This is a genomic window from Pseudomonas sp. GW822-FHT05A08, from assembly GCF_058800485.1.
The window spans coordinates 5,253,090-5,273,313 of sequence record NZ_CM179511.1; the positions used below are offsets into that span (position 1 = coordinate 5,253,090).

At 62.8% G+C, this 20,224-nt stretch carries 20 protein-coding genes; 16 read left to right on the plus strand and 4 right to left on the minus strand.

Going from position 1 to position 20,224, the window contains the following annotated elements:
• The first annotated feature begins 62 nt into the window (after positions 1–62).
• The gene (locus AC3RCP_RS23435) at positions 63–917 is read left to right on the plus strand and encodes a pirin family protein (RefSeq protein WP_492571836.1); all 855 of its coding nucleotides are present in this window, start codon (positions 63–65) and stop codon (positions 915–917) included.
• An 88-nt stretch (positions 918–1,005) separates the two neighbouring features.
• Here the strand turns inward: AC3RCP_RS23435 and AC3RCP_RS23440 are convergent, their stop codons facing one another.
• On the minus strand, positions 1,006–2,178 hold the full coding sequence (locus AC3RCP_RS23440; protein ID WP_492571837.1) for a patatin-like phospholipase family protein: 1,173 nt from the start codon (positions 2,176–2,178) through the stop codon (positions 1,006–1,008).
• A gap of 223 nt (positions 2,179–2,401) precedes the next feature.
• Positions 2,402–3,334, minus strand: a complete 933-nt coding sequence (locus AC3RCP_RS23445) for a lipid A biosynthesis lauroyl acyltransferase (RefSeq protein ID WP_038576968.1) — start codon at positions 3,332–3,334, stop codon at positions 2,402–2,404.
• A gap of 121 nt (positions 3,335–3,455) precedes the next feature.
• On the opposite strand from AC3RCP_RS23445, the gene minC reads away from it, so the two are divergent.
• The 9 genes from minC (at position 3,456) to AC3RCP_RS23490 (ending at position 12,633) form a co-directional block, all read left to right on the plus strand.
• Positions 3,456–4,193, plus strand: coding sequence for a septum site-determining protein MinC (gene minC / locus AC3RCP_RS23450; RefSeq protein WP_009045065.1), 738 nt, complete (start codon positions 3,456–3,458; stop codon positions 4,191–4,193).
• A 166-nt stretch (positions 4,194–4,359) separates the two neighbouring features.
• Positions 4,360–5,172: a septum site-determining protein MinD gene (gene minD / locus AC3RCP_RS23455; RefSeq protein ID WP_007928664.1), complete on the plus strand. Its 813-nt coding sequence runs from the start codon at positions 4,360–4,362 to the stop codon at positions 5,170–5,172.
• The gene (gene minE / locus AC3RCP_RS23460; RefSeq protein ID WP_007928666.1) at positions 5,172–5,426 is read left to right on the plus strand and encodes a cell division topological specificity factor MinE; all 255 of its coding nucleotides are present in this window, start codon (positions 5,172–5,174) and stop codon (positions 5,424–5,426) included. Before minD ends, minE begins: the two co-directional genes overlap by 1 nt.
• A gap of 117 nt (positions 5,427–5,543) precedes the next feature.
• Positions 5,544–6,179: an RluA family pseudouridine synthase gene (locus AC3RCP_RS23465; RefSeq protein ID WP_007928667.1), complete on the plus strand. Its 636-nt coding sequence runs from the start codon at positions 5,544–5,546 to the stop codon at positions 6,177–6,179.
• A 157-nt stretch (positions 6,180–6,336) separates the two neighbouring features.
• Positions 6,337–7,173 carry a hypothetical protein gene (locus AC3RCP_RS23470; RefSeq protein WP_101338769.1) on the plus strand — a complete coding sequence of 279 codons (837 nt, stop codon included), beginning with the start codon at positions 6,337–6,339 and terminating at the stop codon, positions 7,171–7,173.
• 105 nt (positions 7,174–7,278) lie between these two features.
• Complete coding sequence (locus AC3RCP_RS23475; protein WP_007928670.1) at positions 7,279–8,568, plus strand: M18 family aminopeptidase; 1,290 nt, start codon at positions 7,279–7,281, stop codon at positions 8,566–8,568.
• 198 nt (positions 8,569–8,766) lie between these two features.
• Positions 8,767–8,943: a hypothetical protein gene (locus AC3RCP_RS23480; protein ID WP_007927853.1), complete on the plus strand. Its 177-nt coding sequence runs from the start codon at positions 8,767–8,769 to the stop codon at positions 8,941–8,943.
• A 78-nt stretch (positions 8,944–9,021) separates the two neighbouring features.
• Positions 9,022–11,178: a mechanosensitive ion channel family protein gene (locus AC3RCP_RS23485; RefSeq protein WP_101338770.1), complete on the plus strand. Its 2,157-nt coding sequence runs from the start codon at positions 9,022–9,024 to the stop codon at positions 11,176–11,178.
• A gap of 108 nt (positions 11,179–11,286) precedes the next feature.
• The gene (locus AC3RCP_RS23490; RefSeq protein ID WP_492571838.1) at positions 11,287–12,633 is read left to right on the plus strand and encodes an amidohydrolase; all 1,347 of its coding nucleotides are present in this window, start codon (positions 11,287–11,289) and stop codon (positions 12,631–12,633) included.
• Between the two features lie 54 nt (positions 12,634–12,687).
• Here AC3RCP_RS23490 and phnR read toward each other — a convergent pair whose 3' ends face one another.
• Complete coding sequence (gene phnR / locus AC3RCP_RS23495; protein WP_009050226.1) at positions 12,688–13,401, minus strand: phosphonate utilization transcriptional regulator PhnR; 714 nt, start codon at positions 13,399–13,401, stop codon at positions 12,688–12,690.
• A gap of 352 nt (positions 13,402–13,753) precedes the next feature.
• Here phnR and AC3RCP_RS23500 point away from each other — a divergent pair, with 352 nt between their 5' ends.
• The 6 genes from AC3RCP_RS23500 to AC3RCP_RS23525 all read left to right on the plus strand — a co-directional run bounded on the left by AC3RCP_RS23500 (position 13,754) and on the right by AC3RCP_RS23525 (position 19,136).
• The gene (locus AC3RCP_RS23500) at positions 13,754–14,821 is read left to right on the plus strand and encodes an ABC transporter substrate-binding protein (RefSeq protein ID WP_009045072.1); all 1,068 of its coding nucleotides are present in this window, start codon (positions 13,754–13,756) and stop codon (positions 14,819–14,821) included.
• 126 nt (positions 14,822–14,947) lie between these two features.
• Positions 14,948–15,754, plus strand: coding sequence for an alkaline phosphatase family protein (locus tag AC3RCP_RS23505; RefSeq protein WP_492571839.1), 807 nt, complete (start codon positions 14,948–14,950; stop codon positions 15,752–15,754).
• Entirely contained in the window at positions 15,733–16,596 is an 864-nt protein-coding gene (locus AC3RCP_RS23510; protein ID WP_492571840.1) for an ABC transporter permease, read from the plus strand. The genes AC3RCP_RS23505 and AC3RCP_RS23510 overlap by 22 nt, the downstream gene beginning before the upstream one ends.
• Positions 16,583–17,383, plus strand: a complete 801-nt coding sequence (locus tag AC3RCP_RS23515) for an ABC transporter permease (RefSeq protein WP_007927838.1) — start codon at positions 16,583–16,585, stop codon at positions 17,381–17,383. Before AC3RCP_RS23510 ends, AC3RCP_RS23515 begins: the two co-directional genes overlap by 14 nt.
• Positions 17,380–18,369 carry an ABC transporter ATP-binding protein gene (locus AC3RCP_RS23520; protein ID WP_492571841.1) on the plus strand — a complete coding sequence of 330 codons (990 nt, stop codon included), beginning with the start codon at positions 17,380–17,382 and terminating at the stop codon, positions 18,367–18,369. The genes AC3RCP_RS23515 and AC3RCP_RS23520 overlap by 4 nt, the downstream gene beginning before the upstream one ends.
• A gap of 113 nt (positions 18,370–18,482) precedes the next feature.
• Entirely contained in the window at positions 18,483–19,136 is a 654-nt protein-coding gene (locus AC3RCP_RS23525; protein WP_009045076.1) for an HAD family hydrolase, read from the plus strand.
• A 113-nt stretch (positions 19,137–19,249) separates the two neighbouring features.
• Here AC3RCP_RS23525 and AC3RCP_RS23530 read toward each other — a convergent pair whose 3' ends face one another.
• The gene (locus AC3RCP_RS23530; RefSeq protein WP_492571842.1) at positions 19,250–20,212 is read right to left on the minus strand and encodes a zinc-binding dehydrogenase; all 963 of its coding nucleotides are present in this window, start codon (positions 20,210–20,212) and stop codon (positions 19,250–19,252) included.
• Positions 20,213–20,224: the final 12 nt, after the last annotated feature.

The following is a 20,224-nucleotide window of genomic DNA, read 5'->3' on the forward strand; positions in this document are numbered from 1 at the left end:
CCATCGATCAGTTGAGCTGGCATAGCATGTCGCTCATCCCAACCTGATCAGGAGTTGCATCGATGACTCAATTTCGCACAGTACTCAGCGTCCATACCGGCCAGCCCGCTTCGGACGGCGCCGGCGTCAGACTGACCCGGGTCTTCGGTGGCCAGGGTGTCGAGCGCTTCGACCCGTTCCTGATGCTCGATGAATTCGGCTCGGAAAACCCCGACGACTACATCGCAGGTTTCCCGCCCCATCCCCATCGCGGCTTCGAAACCGTCACCTACATGCTCGAAGGCCGCATGCGTCACGAGGATCACCTGGGCAACGTCGGCCTGCTGGAAGGCGGTGGCGTGCAATGGATGACCGCCGCCAAGGGCATCATCCACAGCGAGATGCCGGAACAGGAAGAAGGTGTGATGCGCGGCTTCCAGCTCTGGCTGAACCTGCCGGGCAAGCACAAGCTGGACAAGGCCGGCTACCGGGACATTCAACCCCAGGACATCCCCCGCCTGACCACCGCCAATGGCGTGGAAGTGGTGGTGATCGCCGGCCGCTTCGATGACGGCCAGGCGCAGCAGACCGGCGCCGTCGAACGGCCGGACACCGAGCCCCACTACTTCGACCTGCGCCTGCCTGCGGGCGCCAGTATCAGCCCGCGGCTGCCTGCAGGGCATCGGGCCCTGCTGTACGTTTATGAAGGTCAGATCGACCTGCCCGGGCATCCGCAACCGGTCGCCAGCAGCAAGCTGGTGCGCCTGTCCGACCAGGGCGAGATTCAGTTGAGCAGTGCCGTCGGCGCCCGTGTGCTGTTGATTGCTGGCAAGCCGCTGGGCGAGCCGATCGTGCAGTACGGACCATTCGTGATGAACACCCGGGAAGAGATCGAGCAGGCATTGCGGGATTTTCGCGATGACAAGCTGACGGCCTGAGCATTGCCCTCAGAAACGCTATCGCGAGCAAGCTCGCTCCTACAGAGATAATGAATTCCCTGTAGGCGAGCCTGCTCGCGATGTTCTTTCAGGCCGTCGCGACCTCTGCCGCCAACCCCAGAAACCGCCGCAGCTCGTCGCGCTTGGCCAAGGCATCGCTGCGCCCCAGCTCGATCAATTCGCTGCAATACCCCGCCTCGAACAGCAGGTAACTCAAGACCCCGGCACCGCTGGTCTTGGTCGCCCCCGGCCCGCGCAGGAACAGGCGCAATGCCGCCGGCAGCTCATGCCGGTGACGCGCGGCGATCTCGTCGATCGGCTGGCTGGGGGCGATCACCAGCACCTCCACCGGCGCCACGCCCAGGGTACGGACGGGCGTGCCCGACGGCAGCAGATGACTGAACTGGTTGAGTCGCTGCAAGAGCTCGATGTCGCTCTCCAGGCTATCAATGAACGTACTGTTGAGCATGTGGCCACCGATCTGCGCCAGCGTCGGCTGCTGCCCGGTGTAGCTGCGTTGCTGGGGCGCCTGCGGATCGATGCCACGGGGGTTGCCGCTGACCCCGACCACCAGCACCCGGCTGGCCCCCAGGTGCAAGGCCGGACTGATGGGCGCCGATTGCCGCACCGCGCCGTCGCCGAAAAACTCCTGGTCGATTTTCACCGGCGCGAACAGCAGTGGAATCGCCGAGCTGGCCAGCAAGTGTTCGACCGTGAGCTCGGTGGGCAGGCCGATACGCCGATGGCGCAGCCAGGCATCGATGGTGCCGCCGCCCTGGTAGAAGGTCACCGCCTGGCCCGATTCATAACCGAAGGCCGTGACCGCCACCGCCTGCAGATGCTTTTGCGCAATGGCCTGGCGAATACCGGACAGCTGCAATTTATCGTTCAACAACTGCCGCAGCGGCGAGCTGTTGAGCAACGCCACCGGCACTTGCGCGCCCAGGCCGAGCAGGCTGTGGCCAACGAACCGGGTGGCCTGGCGGATCACCCCGGGCCAGTCGCTGCGAATCACCTGATGGCTGCGAAAGCCCTGCCAGAACGCCGTGAGACGCTCGATGGCCGCGGTGAAATCCAGCGCGCCGCTGGCCAGGCTGACCGCATTGATCGCCCCGGCCGAGGTCCCGACTATCACCGGGAAGGGATTGCTCGCCCCCGCCGGCAGCAATTCGGCAATCGCCGCCAGCACCCCCACCTGATATGCCGCACGAGCCCCGCCGCCGGAAAGAATCAATCCTGTGACCGGTTCCGCTGGGCTCATCGCTACACTCCATGGCGCTGATAAAGGGCTTTCAATCTAGGCTCTGTACGAAAAGTGGCTACACTCGGCCATGCTGCGTTAAAAACAGGCTCGTGCGCGAGTCCGATCGGAATGCTCATTTAGGCCCCTAAAGTCGAACGCGACCCCGGCCGTTCCTCGCCTGTTTTTGCCTTGCCTGACCTTCGCTCGCCGACTTTTCGTCCTAGAGCCTAACGCGATAAATTCAACCGCGCTTCTTATACAGCTTCGGCTCGCCTGGCGGACGGCTCTTGAAGCGCCGATGAGCCCACAGATACTGCTCCGGACACTCGCGCAGCACACCTTCGATCCACTGGTTGATGCGCAGGCAATCGGCCTCTTCGGTCTCACCCGGGAAATCCTGCAACGGCGGGTGAATCACCAGCCGATAACCACTGCCATCGGCCAGCCGCTGCTGAGTGAAAGGCACCACCAGGGCCTTGCCCAGCCGGGCGAACTTACTGGTGGCGGTGACCGTCGCCGCCTGGATGCCGAACAGCGGCACGAACACGCTCTGCTTGGCGCCGTAATCCTGGTCCGGTGCGTACCAGATGGCCCGCCCGGCGCGCAGCAGCTTGAGCATGCCGCGCACGTCTTCACGCTCCACCGCCAGGGAATCCAGATTGTGCCGCTCGCGGCCACGACGCTGGATGAAATCGAACAGCGGGTTCTTGTGCTCGCGGTACATGCCGTCGATGGTGTGCTGCTGGCCCAGCAAGGCGGCGCCGATCTCCAGGGTGGTGAAGTGCAGGGCCATGAGGATCACGCCCTTGCCTTCCAGCTGCGCCTGCTTGAGATGCTCCAGGCCTTCGACATGGGCGAGGCGCGCCAGGCGCGGCTTGGACCACCACCAGCTCATGGCCATTTCGAAAAAGGCGATGCCGGTGGAGGCGAAGTTTTCCTTGAGCAGGCGCTTGCGCTCGGCGGCGGACTTTTCGGGGAAACACAGTTCCAGGTTGCGCTTGGCGATCCGCCGACGCTCACCGGCCACCCGGTACATCAGCGCGCCCAGGGCACGACCGATCCACAGCAGCAACGGATAAGGCAGTTGAACCACCAGCCATAGCAGACCCAGGCCCAGCCACAGCGGCCAAAAACGGGGATAAAGAAATGCAGCTCGAAAACGCGGGCGATCCATTACAGATTCCGGACAGACAACAAGGTCGCGCATTCTACATCGGTTCGACCCGGCTTGCGGCCCGCGGGCGTTCTCGTTATAAGTCTCGGCACTTTTAGTGACAAGCCGCTTTATGCCGACCATGAGCCAAACCGAATCGCAAGACCTGGATCCTGTGTTCCAGTTGAAGGGCAGCATGCTGGCCATCACCGTGCTGGAACTGGCCCGCAACGACCTCGAGGGCCTCGATCGCCAACTGGCGGCGAAGGTCGCGCAAGCCCCGAATTTCTTCAGCAACGCCCCGCTGGTGCTGGCGCTGGACAAACTGCCGGCCAGCGAAGGCGCGGTCGATCTGCCCGGCCTGATGCGCGTCTGCCGTCACCATGGTCTGCGCACCCTGGCGATCCGCGCCAGCCGCATCGAAGACATCGCCGCGGCGATCGCCGTCGACCTGCCCGTGCTGCCGCCTTCCGGCGCCCGGGAACGACCGCTGGAACCGCAGGAAAACGAAGCCCGGAAAAAGCCTGAAAAGCCGCCTGAGCCGACCATCAAGCCCACCCGAATCATCACTTCGCCAGTACGCGGCGGGCAGCAGATCTATGCCCAGGGTGGCGATCTGGTCGTGACCTCCTCGGTCAGCCCGGGTGCGGAACTTCTGGCCGATGGCAACATCCATGTATACGGCCCGATGCGCGGTCGAGCGCTGGCCGGGGTCAAGGGAGATACCAAGGCACGGATTTTCTGTCAGCAATTGAGCGCTGAACTGGTGTCCATCGCCGGCCAGTACAAGGTTTCCGAGGACCTGCGGCGCGATCCGTTGTGGGGTGCCGGGGTCCAGGTCAGCCTGTCGGGTGACGTGTTGAACATCACACGCCTTTAACGGATACTGCCGCATTTTCCAAGCATCTCTAAAACGTAGCGAATACGGCTCAAACGAAGTAGGAGCAGGTGTTAACCGACCTCCAGCCAAGGCTGTCCGACTGCAGTAGTTTTCAAGAGATGTTTTTCAGGGGCTAAAAGTCCTTTTTCCTTAGGGGTGAAACACCTTGGCCAAGATTCTCGTGGTTACATCCGGCAAGGGTGGTGTGGGTAAGACCACCACCAGCGCCGCTATCGGTACCGGCCTCGCTCTGCGCGGCCACAAAACTGTCATCGTCGACTTCGACGTCGGCTTGCGTAACCTCGACCTGATCATGGGTTGCGAACGTCGCGTGGTGTATGACTTCGTCAACGTGGTCAACGGCGAAGCCAACCTGCAGCAAGCCCTGATCAAAGACAAGCGCCTGGAAAACCTCTACGTACTGGCCGCCAGTCAGACCCGCGACAAAGACGCGCTGACCCAGGAAGGCGTGGAAAAAGTGCTGATGGAGCTCAAGGAAACCTTCGAATTCGTGGTCTGCGACTCCCCGGCCGGTATCGAGAAAGGTGCTCACCTGGCCATGTACTTCGCCGACGAAGCGATTGTCGTGACCAACCCGGAAGTTTCCTCGGTACGTGACTCCGACCGCATGCTGGGCCTGCTGGCCAGCAAGTCCAAGCGCGCGGAGAACGGCGAAGACCCGATCAAGGAACACCTGCTGCTGACCCGCTACAACCCTTCGCGCGTCAGCAACGGCGAAATGCTTGGCGTCGAAGACGTCAAAGAGATTCTCGCAGTAACGCTGCTGGGCGTGATTCCAGAATCCCAGGCAGTACTCAAGGCTTCCAACCAAGGCGTTCCGGTGATTCTCGATGACCAGAGCGACGCCGGCCAGGCGTACAGCGATGCTGTCGACCGTCTGCTGGGTAAAACCGTGGAACACCGGTTCCTTGATGTTGAGAAGAAGGGATTCTTCGAGCGCCTGTTTGGAGGTAGGTAATGAATCTTTTTGACTTCTTTCGTGCCAGCAAAAAAGTAAGCACCGCGTCGGTAGCGAAAGAGCGTCTACAGATCATCGTGGCGCATGAACGCGGCCAGCGCACTACCCCTGATTACTTGCCTGCCTTGCAGAAGGAACTGGTGGAAGTCATCCGCAAGTACGTCAATATCGGGTCCGATGACGTGCATGTCGCCCTGGAAAACCAGGGCAGCTGCTCGATCCTGGAACTCAATATCACCCTGCCTGATCGCTGATCGATTCGGCTGGAGCCACGGCGGCTCGGTCCCTCGGTTTTTCTACAGGAGCACAGGTGCTCCTGTAGACGCCGGGTCGATCGAGCCGCCGTTGGCGTTTGTTACGAGGCTGTTTTAATGCCGCTGTCGAATATCCGCATCATTCACCAGGACGCCGCCGTCCTGGTGGTGGACAAGCCCACCCTGCTGCTCTCCGTGCCCGGCCGGGCCGATGACAACAAGGATTGCCTGATCACCCGCCTGCAGGAAAACGGCTACCCGGAAGCCCGCATCGTCCATCGCCTGGACTGGGAAACCTCCGGCATCATCCTGCTGGCCCGCGACCCCGATACCCATCGCGAACTGTCCCGGCAATTTCACGACCGCGAGACCGAAAAAGCCTACACCGCCCTGTGCTGGGGCCAGCCGGAACTGGACAGCGGCAGCATCGACCTGCCACTGCGCTACGACCCGCCGACCAAACCGCGGCACGTGGTGGACCACGAATTCGGCAAGAACGCCCTGACCTTCTGGCGAGTGCTGGAACGCTGCGGTGACTGGTGCCGCGTCGAGCTGACCCCGATCACCGGGCGCTCGCACCAGTTGCGGGTGCATATGCTGTCCATTGGCCACCCGCTGCTGGGCGACGGCCTGTACGCGCATCCGCAAGCGCTGGCCGCCTGGCCACGCCTGTGCCTGCACGCCAGCATGCTCAGCTTCACCCATCCGCAGAGTGGCGAACGCCTGCGCTTCGAGTGCCCGGCACCGTTCTGATCGAGAGCGACCACCGTAGCGGGACGCCCCTCGATTGAGGGGCATACGGACACGGAAAAATCTGATCAGAAATGAAGATTAATCTGAACAATTTGTTATGAATTTGTGAAAATAATATTAAAATAGTGGCTATTCGACATTAAGGCAGGAAGCCCTCGTGCTCAGCAGTCAGCCATTTCAACGCGATTACCCTTTCACCTTCTGCTTTCTGAATACCACCCTGCACCTTCGCGAAAAACCTTCGGCAGACGCCTGCACAGCCCTCGAACAACTCATCCGCCAACGTCACGCCCACAAACAGACCCGCGCCAGCACCCCCTTGGCGACCGGCGAGACACCGCTGTTCGCCAAGGTGCAGCCTCTGGATACGCTCAAGGCGAAAGTTCGCGTCACCCTGGGCAAGCCCCAGCGCAACGGCCGCTTCGACTGGCCGCTGGAAGAGCTGATCAACACCGTCGAAGCCCAGCGACGCGGCGTACAGATGTCCGACCTTGAAGGATTCGGCTATACCCGGGATCGCCTGGGGCTGGTACAGGAGTACTTCATCATTACCCGCCTGCTGGATGATTACGTCGACGGCGTACAGTGGTTGCGTAACAACCCGGACAAGATCGAGCCTTTTATCCGCGATGCATTCGGCCTGCTGCACTCCCTCGCGCAAAAGAACATCACCCACATGGATTTCTGGGCCGGCAACATCATGATCAGCCCCCAGGCTCCGCTCAAGGCCATCGACTTCGAGAACTGCTTCGCGACCATCACGCCCCATGCCAGCGAAACCCTGGGTTTTCAGTTGGGTTTCTTCTATCGCCGCGAAGTCTACAAACTGATCACCGAAGCGCAGTACGACGTGCTGGTGGAGGAGTACCTCGATCAACTGCCGGGCATTTGCGCAGAGAAATTCAATGAGGTTTACCAGGCCAGCAAGCATGAATATGTGGGTCGCAAGCAACGCCGCGAAGTGTTCCTCAAAGGCAACCTGATCACTGGTTGAGCCGTTTTCCCTGCCGCGATGAATGTTGTCTCCCTCAACGGCATTGCGCCTGCAATGCCGCGAGCCGATACGGTAAACTCGCGCCACTGCTGTCTGGAGTTACTTATGCGCGAAGAGTTGAACCAGGGCCTGATCGACTTCCTCAAGGCCTCCCCTACCCCTTTCCATGCAACCGCCAGCCTCGTACAACGCCTGGAGGCCGCGGGCTACCAGCGTCTCGACGAGCGCGAGCCGTGGACCACCGAAGCCAACGGTCGCTACTACGTCACCCGCAATGACTCCTCCATCGTGGCCGTCAAGCTGGGGCGGCATTCGCCTCTGCAAGGCGGGATCCGCATGGTCGGCGCGCACACCGACAGCCCGTGCCTGCGGGTCAAGCCGCAACCTGAGCTGCAACGCCAGGGCTTCTGGCAACTGGGCGTGGAAGTCTATGGCGGCGCCCTGCTGGCGCCCTGGTTCGACCGCGACCTGTCGTTGGCCGGCCGCGTCACCTTCCGTCGCGACGGCAAGGTTGAAAGCCAGCTGATCGACTTCAAGGCGCCCATCGCGATCATCCCCAACCTGGCGATTCACCTCAATCGCGAAGCCAACCAGGGCTGGGCCATCAATGCCCAGACCGAGTTGCCGCCGATCCTCGCGCAATTCGCCGGCGACGAGCGGGTCGACTTCCGCGCGGTGCTGACCGACCAGCTGGCCCGCGAACACGGCCTCAACGCCGATGTGGTGCTCGATTACGAGCTGAGCTTCTACGACACCCAAAGCGCGGCGGTGATCGGCCTGCACGGCGACTTCATCGCCGGCGCGCGCCTGGACAACCTGCTGTCCTGCTACGCCGGCCTGCAAGCCTTGCTCAACGCCGACACCGAGGAAACCTGCGTGCTGGTCTGCAACGACCACGAAGAAGTCGGCTCCTGCTCGGCCTGCGGCGCCGACGGCCCGATGCTCGAACAGACCCTGCGCCGCCTGCTGCCCGAAGGCGACGAATTCGTGCGTACCATCCAGAAGTCGCTGCTGGTCTCGGCCGACAACGCCCACGGCGTGCACCCCAACTACGCCGACAAGCACGATGCCAACCACGGCCCGAAACTCAACGCCGGCCCGGTGATCAAGGTCAACAGCAACCAGCGCTACGCCACCAACAGCGAAACCGCCGGTTTCTTCCGCCACCTGTGCATGGCCGAGGAAGTGCCGGTGCAAAGCTTCGTGGTGCGCAGCGACATGGGTTGTGGCTCGACCATCGGCCCGATCACCGCCAGCCACCTGGGCGTGCGCACCGTGGATATCGGCCTGCCGACTTTCGCCATGCACTCGATCCGCGAACTGTGCGGCAGCCACGACCTGGCCCACCTGGTGAAGGTCTTGAGCGCGTTCTACGCCAGCCGCGATCTGCCGTAAGCCCCATGTAGCCGCCGCCGCAGGCTGCGACAAGCCCGAAGGGCTTCAGCGATCCCAAGATCCTGCGCCTGTTTTTACAGGTGATCGCAGCCAGCGGCAGCGGCTACAGGGTGCCGCAGCATTTCTGATGCACATCAACCCGAACCTAGCCAAAGCCACCTAGACTTAGGACTATCCCCTTCCGACAAGGCTGTCGCCATGATCTCGATGTCTTCGTTCCACGCCATGCTCATTCCCATTCTCTCGGGAATGATCCTGTTGGCCATCGGCTACAACTTCCGCGACAAGAACGCCGGCATCTTCAGTATGTGGGCCGGTATGCTGCTGATCCTCGGCACCGTGATCTACAAGATCCTCGCCAAACTCGCCGAATAAATCCGCCGTCCAGGCTCGCATTGGTATTGGCTGCCTCGTACACTCGGTCGATCCGCTTTTTCTGAGGTTGACCGCCCAGTGTTTGCTCGTCTTTCCGTTCTGCCCTACTGCCTGTTTCTCTGTCTCCTGACACTGTTGCCGCTGTCATCGGCCCAGGCAGTGGGCTTGCCGGGCCTGCTCAACAGCGGCAAAACCCAGCCACAAGCCGAGCAGCCCCTGGGGCAGTCGCTGGATGAAGTGATCAAGTCCCTGGAAAACGACCAGCAACGCACCCAGTTGCTGACCGACCTGAAAAAACTCCGCGACGCCACGAAGAAGGCCCAGACGCCCGCCGAAGAAGGCGTGCTCGGCCTTATCGGCGGCACCCTGTCCAGCTTCGAAAAACAGTTCTCCGGCGCCGACAGCCCGATCACTCGCTGGTCGAACGAATTCGATCAGGCCCAGGATGAACTGGCGGCCCTGATGCTGCCGGCCAGCGAATGGCTGCCGATCATCTTCGCCTTCGCCCTGATCCTGATGGTCTGGAGCCTTCTCGCCGCGGCGCTGATCTGGCTCAGCCACCGCCTGCGCGAGCGTTTCGGCCTCACCGAAGAACTACCGCAACACCCCAAGACCTGGGACCTGCTGCGCTTCGCCCTGCGCAAACTGGGGCCCTGGCTGATCGCGTTGATCATGACCGTGTACATGACCTACAAACTGCCCTCGTCCCTGGGCAAGGACCTGGCCATGGTCCTGGCTTATGCGCTGGTGGTCGGCACCTGCTTCTCGGCGATCTGCGTGATCGCCTTTTCCGTGCTGGACGGTCCGAACCGTCACCGCGCGCTGTACATCCTGCGTCGCCAGGCGTTCCGGCCGTTGTGGCTGATCGGCAGTTTCGCCGCCTTCGGCGAGGCCTTGAACGACCCACGGTTGATCGCCAGCCTGGGCAGCCACCTGGCGCACACCGCGGCCACCTTCGCCAATGTGATGGCGGCCTTGTCCACCGGGGTGTTCATCCTGCGTTTCCGCCGGCCGATCGCTCACCTGATCCGCAACCAGCCGCTGTCCCGCCGCCTGACCCGCCGCGCCCTGAGCGACACCATCGAGATCATCGGCACCTTCTGGTACCTGCCAGCGCTGGTGCTGGTGGCCATTTCCCTGTTCGCCACCTTCATTTCCGCCGGCGATACCAGCACGGCCCTGCGCCAGTCGCTGATCTGCACCGTGCTGCTGGTGCTGTGCATGGTGATCAACGGCCTGGTGCGCCGCCATTCCCTCAAGCCCCAGCGCGGGCACAAACGCCACGCCCTGTATTCCGAGCGCCTCAAAGGCTTCTTCTACACCCTCGCCCACCTGCTGGTGTGGCTGGTGTTCATCGAACTCGGCCTGCGGGTCTGGGGCATGTCGCTGATCCGCTTCACCGAAGGCGACGGCCACGAAATCAGCGTCAAGCTGTTCAGCCTCGGCGGCACCCTGCTGTTCGCCTGGCTGATCTGGATCCTCAGCGACACCGCGGTGCACCACGCCCTGACCCGCTCGCGCAAAGGCCTGGCCAATGCCCGGGCGCAGACCATGATGCCGCTGATCCGCAACGTGCTGTTCGTGGCGATCTTCATCATTGCCCTGATCGTCGCCCTGGCGAACATGGGCATGAACGTCACGCCGCTGCTGGCCGGTGCCGGTGTGATCGGCCTGGCCATCGGTTTTGGCGCCCAGTCGCTGGTGGCCGACCTGATCACCGGCCTGTTCATCATCATCGAGGACTCCCTGGCCATCGACGACTACGTGGATGTCGGCGGCCATCTGGGTACCGTCGAAGGCTTGACCATCCGCACCGTGCGCCTGCGGGACATCGACGGCATCGTGCACACCATCCCGTTCAGCGAAATCAAGAGCATCAAGAACTACTCCCGGGAGTTCGGCTACGCGATCTTCCGGGTGGCCATTCCGTACAACATGGACATAGACGAAGCCATCAAACTGATGCGCGATGTCGGCCAGAAGATGCGCACCGACCCGCTGCAACGGCGCAACATCTGGTCGCCGCTGGAGTTCCAGGGGGTGGAAAGCTTCGAGTCCGGCAACGCGATTCTGCGCGCCCGCTTCAAGACCGCGCCGATCAAGCAATGGGAGGTGTCACGGGCCTTCAACCTGTCCCTCAAGCGCCACCTCGACGAAGCCGGAATGGACCTGGCCACGCCACGCATGAGCGTGCAGGTGATCACCGCCGGCGGCGGGCCCCAGCAAGAGGAGTAAGGCGTCCGGCCGCGTCTCGGCAAGGGCGCGGCCGCACTCTCCAGGGTTGGGGCGGTCACAGGTTCTGGCACCTGAGCAGCACAACACTAATCATGGAGAGAGTCCCCTATGCAGCTATCCGCTATCGCCCAAGCCTGCCTGATCGGCGTCCTGGCCTTGTCCGGCCAGGCCGCCAACGCTGTCGACGACAGCGCCATGGAACAGGCCCGCCAGCACATCGCCGAACAGGCCAAGGCCCTGGAGCCAGTGCTGCTGGAAACCCGTCGCGATATCCACGCCCACCCGGAACTCGGCAACACCGAACAGCGCACCGCACAACTGGTAACCACGCAATTGCGCGCCCTGGGCCTGGAGGTCAAGACCGGCGTCGCCCGCACCGGCGTGGTGGCGGTGCTCAAGGGTGCCCTGCCCGGCCCCACCGTGGCCTTGCGCGCCGATATGGACGCACTGCCGGTCAAGGAAGTCGCGGACCTGCCATTCGCCTCCAAGGCCAAGGGGCGCTACCTGGACAAGGAAGTGGACGTCATGCACGCCTGCGGCCACGACGCCCACACCGCCATCCTGCTGAGCACGGCGAAAATCCTCAGCGACATGCGCGAGCGCCTGCCCGGCACCGTGGTGTTCTATTTCCAGCCCGCCGAAGAAGGCCCGAGCGATTTCATCCCCGACGGCAAGAACACCTGGGGCGCGAAGATGATGGTGCAGGAAGGCGTGATGAAATCGCCCAAGCCGGACGCAGTGTTCGGCCTACATGTCTGGGCCGGGATTCCGGCCGGACGCATCGCCTACCGCCCAGGCCCGACCCTGGCCAGCTCCGACGACCTGCGCATCAGGATTCTCGGCAAGCAGACCCACGCCGGCCGCCCCTGGGACGGCATCGATCCGATCACGGTCGGTGCCCAGGCCATAGTCGGGCTGCAGACCGTGGTCAGCCGCCGCACCGACATCTCGTCGTTTCCCTCGGTGGTCAGCATCGGCACCATCAACGGTGGCACGCGCTACAACATCATTCCCGAGTCGCTGGACATGAGCGGCACCATCCGCTCGTACGACTACGGCATTCGCCAGAAGCTGCACAGCGATGTGCGCCAGACCGTGGAAAAGATCGCCGAAAGCGGCGGCGCCAAGGCCGAGGTGACCATCATCGAGAAGTACGACCCGACCATCAACGACCCGGCCCTGACCGAAAAGATGCTGCCGAGCCTGCGCTGGGCGGCCAAGGACGATGTGGTGCAGGGCCCGCTGGTGGGGGGCGCGGAAGACTTTTCCTTCTATGCCAAGGAGGTACCGGGGCTGTTCGTGTTTCTCGGCGTGACACCGCGGGACCAGGACATGGCCAAGGCCGCGCCGAACCACAACCCGGGGTTCTTTGTCGATGAATCGGCGCTGGTGGTGGGCGTGCGTACCCTGGCGTCATTGACCACGGATTATCTGTTTGCCGGGGCCAAACCTTAAGGACTGGCCCCTGGCGTCATCGCGAACAAGCTCGCTCCCGCACCGGGAGCGGGCTCAGACCACATCGACGCCGACATGGATCGCGTCGTGGCGCCAGAACTCCAGGTCGCAGTCGATCAGGCGCTGGTGCTGGTCGTAATTGACCCGGGCAATCCGCAACCCGGGGCTGCCGGCCGAAACCTTCAACGCCGCGGCCGCCTCCACCGGCAAGGAGGTCGGCACGATCTCGAAGCGCACCCGCCCGTAATGCAGGTCGTAGTGCCGGGCATACAGCTCGGTGATCGACTGGTTCAGGTCGAACTCGAGAATGCCCGGAAAGTACTGCGGATTGAGGTAGTGCTCGACATACAGCACCAGACGCTCGTCGATGCGCCGTACTCGACGGATCTGGATCACGCTGGACAGCGCCGGCAGTTGCAGCCAGGCACAGACCGCCGCTGAAGCCGGTTGCAGGCGCGCCGAAATCATCTCGGTCGACGGCACGCGCCCCTGGGCGCTGACCATCGCGTGAAAATGGCTGCGCTGCATCAGGTTGTAGGCCAGCCGTGGCGGCGAGACGAACCAGCCGCGCCGCTCCTCGCGGTAGATCTGGCCCTGGGCCTCCAACTGCAACAAAGCTTCGCGCACGGTAATCCGCGTAGTGCCGAACAACTCGCTGAGCTTGCGCTCGGCCGGCAGCTTGCTACCGGGTGCCAACAACCCGTGATCGATCTGTTCCTGCAGGACCTGCCCAATGGCTGTCACCGCCTTGACTGCCTCTTCGCGCATCAACGTTACCTATCTGGACTAGACCAGCACTGTTTCAGGGCAAAACGTGCCGGGAAAAAAGGCACTCAGCCTTCACCGAGAGCCTAGGCACTGCATATGACTGACAGATGACAACGCCGCCAAATCGCTGTGCCAGACACCTGCAATTGGCTGGCCAAGTCCTTTCATATCAGCTGCTTAGCCCTGGGCTACGCTTATCTCGCAGACCCGTGCCTGACACTCGCAAACGCCTTGCAGGACTGATGCCGACATCAAAGTGTCATCCAGCCGGCTTAAATTGGCTCAGGTATTGCTGACCTAGACCAACAACGTTAGACAAACACAGCGTTGAACACGCCCAAAGGAGCTTCGGATGAAACAGCTTTTCCTGGCATCACTGTTAGGCTCGACCATCGCCCTGTGCACCGCCGCCATGGCCGCCGATACCGACTTGAAGACCCTGGAAGCCGCGGCGAAAGCCGAAGGCGCCGTCAACAGCGTCGGCATGCCCGACGACTGGGCCAACTGGAAAGGGACCTGGGAAGACCTGGCCAAGCACTACGGCCTCAAGCACATCGACACCGACATGAGCTCGGCCCAGGAGATCGCCAAGTTCGCCGCCGAGAAAGACAACGCCAGCGCCGACATCGGCGACGTCGGCGCGGCCTTCGGCCCGATCGCGGTCAAGCAGGGCGTGGTCCAGCCTTACAAGCCAAGCACCTGGGACCAGGTCCCGGACTGGGCCAAGGACAAGGACGGTAACTGGGCGCTGGCCTACACCGGCACCATTGCTTTCATCATCAACAAGAAGCTGCTGCACGGCTCCGAAGCCCCCAAAAGCTGGGCCGACCTGGAGAAAGGCAAATACAAGGTCTCCATCGGCGACGTGAGCACCGCCGCCCAGGCCGCCAACGGCGTGCTGGCCGCGGCCATCGCCAAGGGCGGCGATGAAAAGAACATCCAGCCGGCGCTGCTGATGTTCGCCGAGATCGCCAAGCAGGGGCGCCTGTCCCTGGCCAACCCAACCATCGCCACCATGGAAAAGGGTGAAGTGGAAGTCGGCGTGGTCTGGGACTTCAACGGCCTGAGCTACCGCAACAAGATGGTCAACAAGGACGACTACATCGTGCTGATCCCGTCGGACGGTTCGGTGATCTCCGGCTACACCACCATCATCAACAAATACGCCAAGCACCCGAACGCGGCCAAGCTGACCCGTGAATACATCTTCAGCGATGCCGGCCAGATCAACCTGGCGCGCGGCAATGCCCGTCCGATCCGCGCCGAGCACCTGACCCTGCCCGCCGAAGTCCAGGCCAACCTGCTGCCCAACGAGCAGTACAAGAAAGTCACGCCGATCAAGGACGCCGACGCCTGGGAGAAAACCTCCAAGGGCCTGCCACAGAAATGGCAGGAAGAAGTGATCATCAACATGCAGTAATGCTGCATCCGTAGGAGCGAGGCTTGCCCGCGATACAGGCACTGCGGTCTGTCTTAAACCGCAGTGAAGCCATCGCGGGCAAGCTCCGCTCCTACAGGGCTGTTCTGTCTTGCGGAGTCCTCCCCCATGTCACACAACGTCATCCTTGTCGTGCTCGACGGCCTCAACCATGAGGTCGCCCGCCATGCCATGGGACACCTTCAGGCCTACGTCGGCGCGGGGCGCGCGGCGCTGTACAAGCTGGAATGCGAACTGCCGGCCCTGTCCCGACCGCTCTACGAATGCATCCTGACCGGGGTGCCACCGCTGGACAGCGGCATCGTGCACAACAACGTCTCGCGCCTGTCCAACCAGCGCAGCATTTTCCACTATGCCAGCGCCGCCGGGCTCGGCACCGCCGCCGCGGCCTATCACTGGATCAGTGAGTTGTACAACCGCTCGCCGTTCAACCCGGCCCGGGACCGGCATACCGACAACAAGAAGCTGCCGATCCAGCACGGGCACTTCTACTGGAACGACCACTACCCCGATTCCCACCTGTTCGCCGACGCCGAACACCTGCGGCTGCGCCATGCGCCGAACTTTCTGCTGGTGCACCCGATGAACATCGACGACGCCGGCCACAAGCACGGCCTCGACAGCCCGCAGTACCGCAACAGCGCACGCGCGGCCGACATCATCCTCGCCGACTACCTGCAAGGCTGGCTCGACGCCGGCTACCAGGTGCTGGTGACGGCCGACCACGGCATGAACAACGACCGTTCCCACAACGGCCTGCTGCCCGAGGAGCGGGAAGTGCCGCTGTTCGTCCTCGGCGATGCGTTCAGTTTCAGCCCCGTCGCCACGCCGGATCAGACCGAGCTGTGCGGCACCATCTGCGAATTGCTCGGCGCGCCCCACGACAAACCTGTATGCCGGGAGTTGCTGAAGTGAATGCATTCACCCGCGGCAAATGGCTGGCGATCCTGTGCCTGCTGCCCTTTGCCCTGTTCTTCATCGTGTTCCAGATCGCCCCGCTGCTCTGGGTGCTGGTCAACAGCCTGCAATCGGAAGAGTTCGGCTGGGGCCTGGCCAATTTCAACAAGATCTTCAGTTCCAGGTTCTACCTGCAAGCCATCCAGTACAGCCTGGAGATCAGCTTCTGGTCGAGCGTGTTCGGCATCGTCATCGCGATTCTCGGCAGCTACTCGCTGCGCCGGGTCGACTCGAAGCTGCGCAACTTCGTCAACGCCTTCGCCAACATGACCAGCAACTTCGCCGGCGTGCCCCTGGCGTTCGCCTTCATCATCCTGCTGGGCTTCAACGGCAGCATCACCATCATGCTCAAGCAGGCGGGGATCATTCAGGACTTCAACCTGTACTCCAAGACCGGCCTGATCATCCTCTACACCTACTTCCAGATCCCCCTGGGCGTGCTGCTGCTCTACCCGGCCTTCGATGCCTTGCGTGAAGACTGGCGCGAGTCCGCGGCACTGCTTGGCGCCAGTGGCTGGCAGTTCTGGCGCCACATCGGCCTGCCGGTGCTGACCCCGGCGCTGCTGGGGACCTTCGTCATCCTGCTGGCCAACGCCCTGGGCGCCTATGCCACGGTCTATGCACTGACCACCGGCAACTTCAACGTGCTGCCGATCCGCATCGCCGCCATGGTTTCCGGCGACATCTCCCTCGACCCGAACATGGCCAGCGCCCTGGCCGTGGTCCTGGTGGCGCTGATGACCCTGGTGACCATCGTCCATCAGCTGCTGTTGAAGAGGAGCTACCATGTCTCGCGCTGAACCCGGCTCCGCCGCCCTCTATCACCGGGTCGTGGTGTACCTGCTGTTCGCCATCCTCCTGCTGCCGCTGGCCGGGACCCTGATCTACTCCATCGCCAGCAACTGGTCGGCGACCATCCTGCCCAGCGGCTTTACCTTCAAGTGGTACATCCAGCTGTGGAGCGACCCGCGCTTCCTGCACGCCTTCGGCCAGTCGCTGCTGGTCTGCGTCGGCGCCCTGATCCTGTCGGTGGTGCTGATCCTGCCCCTGCTGTTCGTGGTGCACTACCACTTCCCAAAGCTCGATGCGCTGATGAACATCCTGATCCTGCTGCCGTTCGCGGTGCCGCCGGTGGTGTCCTCGGTGGGCCTGCTGCAACTCTACGGTTCGGGACCGTTCGCCATGGTCGGCACACCGTGGATCCTCGTCGGCTGCTACTTCACCGTGGCCCTGCCGTTCATGTACCGGGCGATCACCAATAACCTGCAGGCGATCAACCTGCGCGACCTGATGGACGCCGCCCAGCTGCTGGGCGCCAGTACCTGGCAGGCGGCTTTCCTGGTGGTGCTGCCGAACCTGCGCAAGGGCCTGATGGTGGCCCTGCTGCTGTCGTTCTCGTTCCTGTTCGGCGAATTCGTGTTCGCCAACATCCTGGTGGGCACCCGCTACGAAACCCTGCAGGTCTACCTGAACAATATGCGCAACAGCAGCGGCCACTTCACCAGCGCGCTGGTGATTTCCTACTTCTTCTTTGTGCTGGTTCTGACCTGGGCCGCCAACATCTTGAACAAGGACAAAAGCCAATGAGCTTCGTCAGCGTCCAACACCTGCAGAAAAATTACAGTGGCACCCCGGTGTTCAGCGACATCAACTGCGAAATCCACAAGGGCGAATTCGTCACCCTGCTCGGCCCGTCCGGCTGCGGCAAGTCCACCCTGCTGCGCTGCATCGCCGGCCTGACCCCGGTGGACGCCGGCAAGATCCTCCTCGACGGCCACGACATCGTGCCCCTGAGCCCGCAAAAACGCGGGATCGGCATGGTGTTCCAGAGCTATGCGCTGTTCCCCAACATGACCGTGGAGCAGAACGTGGCGTTCGGCCTGCGCATGCAGAAGGTCAACGCCGACGAGAGCCACAAGCGCGTGCTCGAAGTCCTGCGCCTGGTGGAACTGCACGACTTCGCCAGCCGTTATCCCCATCAACTGTCCGGGGGCCAGTGCCAGCGCGTGGCCCTGGCCCGCTCGCTGGTGACCCGTCCGCGCCTGTTGCTGCTGGACGAGCCGCTGTCGGCGCTGGACGCGCGGATCCGCAAGCACCTGCGCGAACAGATCCGGCAGATCCAGCGCGAACTGGGACTGACCACGATTTTCGTGACTCACGATCAGGAAGAAGCCCTGACCATGTCCGACCGCATTTTCCTGATGAACCAGGGCAAGATCGTCCAGAGCGGCGACGCCGAGACGCTCTACACCGCACCTGTGGATGTGTTCGCCGCCGGCTTCATCGGCAACTACAACCTGCTGGATGCCGAGAGTGCCAGCAGGCTGCTGCAGCGGCCGATCAACAGGCGTATCGCGATTCGTCCCGAAGCCATCGAGCTGCGCAAGGATGGCGAACCCGACGCGCTGATCCGCAGCCACAGCCTGCTGGGCAACGTGATCCGCTACCGGGTCGAAGCCCGTGGCGTGGAACTGGTGGTGGATGTGTTGAACCGCTCGCCGGACGATCTGCACCCCGACGGCCAACGCCTGGCACTTTCCATCGATCCCACGGCCCTCTGTGAAGTAGCGTGACGGCAGCGACAAGCTGCAAGCTTCAAGTTATAGATAGACTGCTAAGCACCTAAATCCAATTCTTGCAGCTTGAAGCTTATAGCTTGAAGCTGTTCTCGGAGAGAACTGCACTAATGGCCCTGGCAATTTTTGATCTGGACGAGACCCTGATCCACGGCGACTGCGCCACCCTCTGGAGCGAACAGATGGGGCGCCTGGGCTGGGTCGACAGCGAGTCTTTCATGCGCCGCAACAACGAGCTGATGGACGCCTACAGCCACGGCAAGCTGGCCATGGAGGAGTTCATGGCCTTCAGCCTGGAGCCGATGGCCGGACGCACCCCGGAAGAGGTCGGGCACCTGGTCGGCCCCTGGGTCGAGGACGTGATCGAACCGATCATTTTCAGCGATGCCTGCAAGGCCATCGCCGCACACCGCAAGGCCGGCGACCGGATCCTGGTGATCTCGGCCTCGGGCACTCACCTGGTCCAGCCCATCGCCGAACGCCTGGGCATCGATGAAGTCCTGGGGATCGAGCTGGAGGTGCTGCACGGGGTCTACAGCGGCAATACCCTGGGCACCCTGACCTACCGCGAAGGCAAGGTCACCCGCCTGCTGGAATGGCTGGATGCCGAAGAAGAAAACCTCGAAGGCGCGAGCTTCTATTCCGACTCGCGCAACGACCTGCCATTGCTGCTGAAGGTCGACTACCCGCATGTGGTCAACCCGGACCCGGTACTGCGCGAACACGCGGAAAAGGCCGGCTGGCCGATTCATCAGTGGAAGTAGGTGCCTCTGTAGCCGCTGCCGCAGGCTGCGATCGCCCACAACGTGGGCGCAAGATCTGAAGATCGCTAAAAAGCCCTTCGGGCTTATCGCAGCCTTCGGCAGCGGCTACAGGATCAGGCCAAGGTCTCGTCGATCAGCAGCACCAGCTTGCCCGACACCTGGTTGGTCGCCAGCTCGGCAAAGGCTGCTTCGGCGTCCTTGATCGGGAAGGTCATGGCCAGCTGCGGGCTCAGGCGCCCTTCGGCGAACAGTGGCCAGATATGCTGGCTGAGGTCGCTGAACAGATCGGCCTTGAACTGCTCGTCGCGGCTGCGCAAGGTCGAACCCAGCAACTGGATGCGCTTGCCGAGGATCTGTGCCAGGTCCAACTGGGCCTCGCGCCCGCCCATCAAGCCGATCAGCACCCAGCGCCCGTCCAGGGCCAGCAGCTTGACGTTATGCGCGGCATAGTTGGCGCCGACCGGATCCAGGATCACATCGAACGGCCCGAAATCCCGCAGGCCTTCCAGGCCGTCGGTGCGCACCACGCCGCCCTGGGCCCCCAGCGCTTCACAGTAGGCCAGGCGGTCGGCGGAACCGACGCTGACCCAGCACGGGTTGCCGAATGCCTTGCACAACTGGATCGCGGCCGAACCGACACCACTGGCGCCGGCGTGCAGCAGGACCTTTTCCCCCGGCTTGAGGGCCGCCAGCTGGAACAGGTTCAGCCAGGCAGTGCTGTACACCTCGGGCAGCGCCGCCGCTTGCGCCAGGGACAGCCCTTCCGGCACCGGCAGGACATGACGGGCATCGACCACCACTTCCTCGGCCATGCCGCCCCCGGCCAGCAGTGCGCAGACCCGATCGCCGACCTGCCACGCAGAACCCGGGCCGACCTCGCTGATCACCCCCGAGCACTCAAGGCCCAGCACCTTGCTGGCGCCCGGTGGCGGCGGATAGAGCCCGGCCCGTTGCAACAGGTCGGCCCGGTTCAGTCCCGCGGCCGCCACACGGATTCGCACTTGTCCTACGTCGCACGTCGGACTGGGCTCTTCAACCCACTCCACATGACCTTCAACGCCTTGCAATGCTTTCACAGTGCCTCCATA

What these genes read in the sequence shown, in the direction of transcription:
- AC3RCP_RS23445 (WP_038576968.1), bottom strand. Translation starts at nt 3,334, where the DNA reads ATGGATCGCCCGCGTTTTCGAGCTGCATTTCTTTATCCCCGTTTTTGG.
- AC3RCP_RS23500 (WP_009045072.1), top strand. Translation starts at nt 13,754, where the DNA reads ATGAAACAGCTTTTCCTGGCATCACTGTTAGGCTCGACCATCGCCCTG.
- AC3RCP_RS23440 (WP_492571837.1), bottom strand. Translation starts at nt 2,178, where the DNA reads ATGAGCCCAGCGGAACCGGTCACAGGATTGATTCTTTCCGGCGGCGGG.
- AC3RCP_RS23525 (WP_009045076.1), top strand. Translation starts at nt 18,483, where the DNA reads ATGGCCCTGGCAATTTTTGATCTGGACGAGACCCTGATCCACGGCGAC.
- minE (WP_007928666.1), top strand. Translation starts at nt 5,172, where the DNA reads ATGAATCTTTTTGACTTCTTTCGTGCCAGCAAAAAAGTAAGCACCGCG.
- AC3RCP_RS23510 (WP_492571840.1), top strand. Translation starts at nt 15,733, where the DNA reads ATGCCGGGAGTTGCTGAAGTGAATGCATTCACCCGCGGCAAATGGCTG.
- AC3RCP_RS23505 (WP_492571839.1), top strand. Translation starts at nt 14,948, where the DNA reads ATGTCACACAACGTCATCCTTGTCGTGCTCGACGGCCTCAACCATGAG.
- AC3RCP_RS23515 (WP_007927838.1), top strand. Translation starts at nt 16,583, where the DNA reads ATGTCTCGCGCTGAACCCGGCTCCGCCGCCCTCTATCACCGGGTCGTG.
- AC3RCP_RS23480 (WP_007927853.1), top strand. Translation starts at nt 8,767, where the DNA reads ATGATCTCGATGTCTTCGTTCCACGCCATGCTCATTCCCATTCTCTCG.
- AC3RCP_RS23475 (WP_007928670.1), top strand. Translation starts at nt 7,279, where the DNA reads ATGCGCGAAGAGTTGAACCAGGGCCTGATCGACTTCCTCAAGGCCTCC.
- AC3RCP_RS23520 (WP_492571841.1), top strand. Translation starts at nt 17,380, where the DNA reads ATGAGCTTCGTCAGCGTCCAACACCTGCAGAAAAATTACAGTGGCACC.
- AC3RCP_RS23490 (WP_492571838.1), top strand. Translation starts at nt 11,287, where the DNA reads ATGCAGCTATCCGCTATCGCCCAAGCCTGCCTGATCGGCGTCCTGGCC.
- minC (WP_009045065.1), top strand. Translation starts at nt 3,456, where the DNA reads ATGAGCCAAACCGAATCGCAAGACCTGGATCCTGTGTTCCAGTTGAAG.
- AC3RCP_RS23435 (WP_492571836.1), top strand. Translation starts at nt 63, where the DNA reads ATGACTCAATTTCGCACAGTACTCAGCGTCCATACCGGCCAGCCCGCT.
- AC3RCP_RS23465 (WP_007928667.1), top strand. Translation starts at nt 5,544, where the DNA reads ATGCCGCTGTCGAATATCCGCATCATTCACCAGGACGCCGCCGTCCTG.
- phnR (WP_009050226.1), bottom strand. Translation starts at nt 13,401, where the DNA reads ATGCGCGAAGAGGCAGTCAAGGCGGTGACAGCCATTGGGCAGGTCCTG.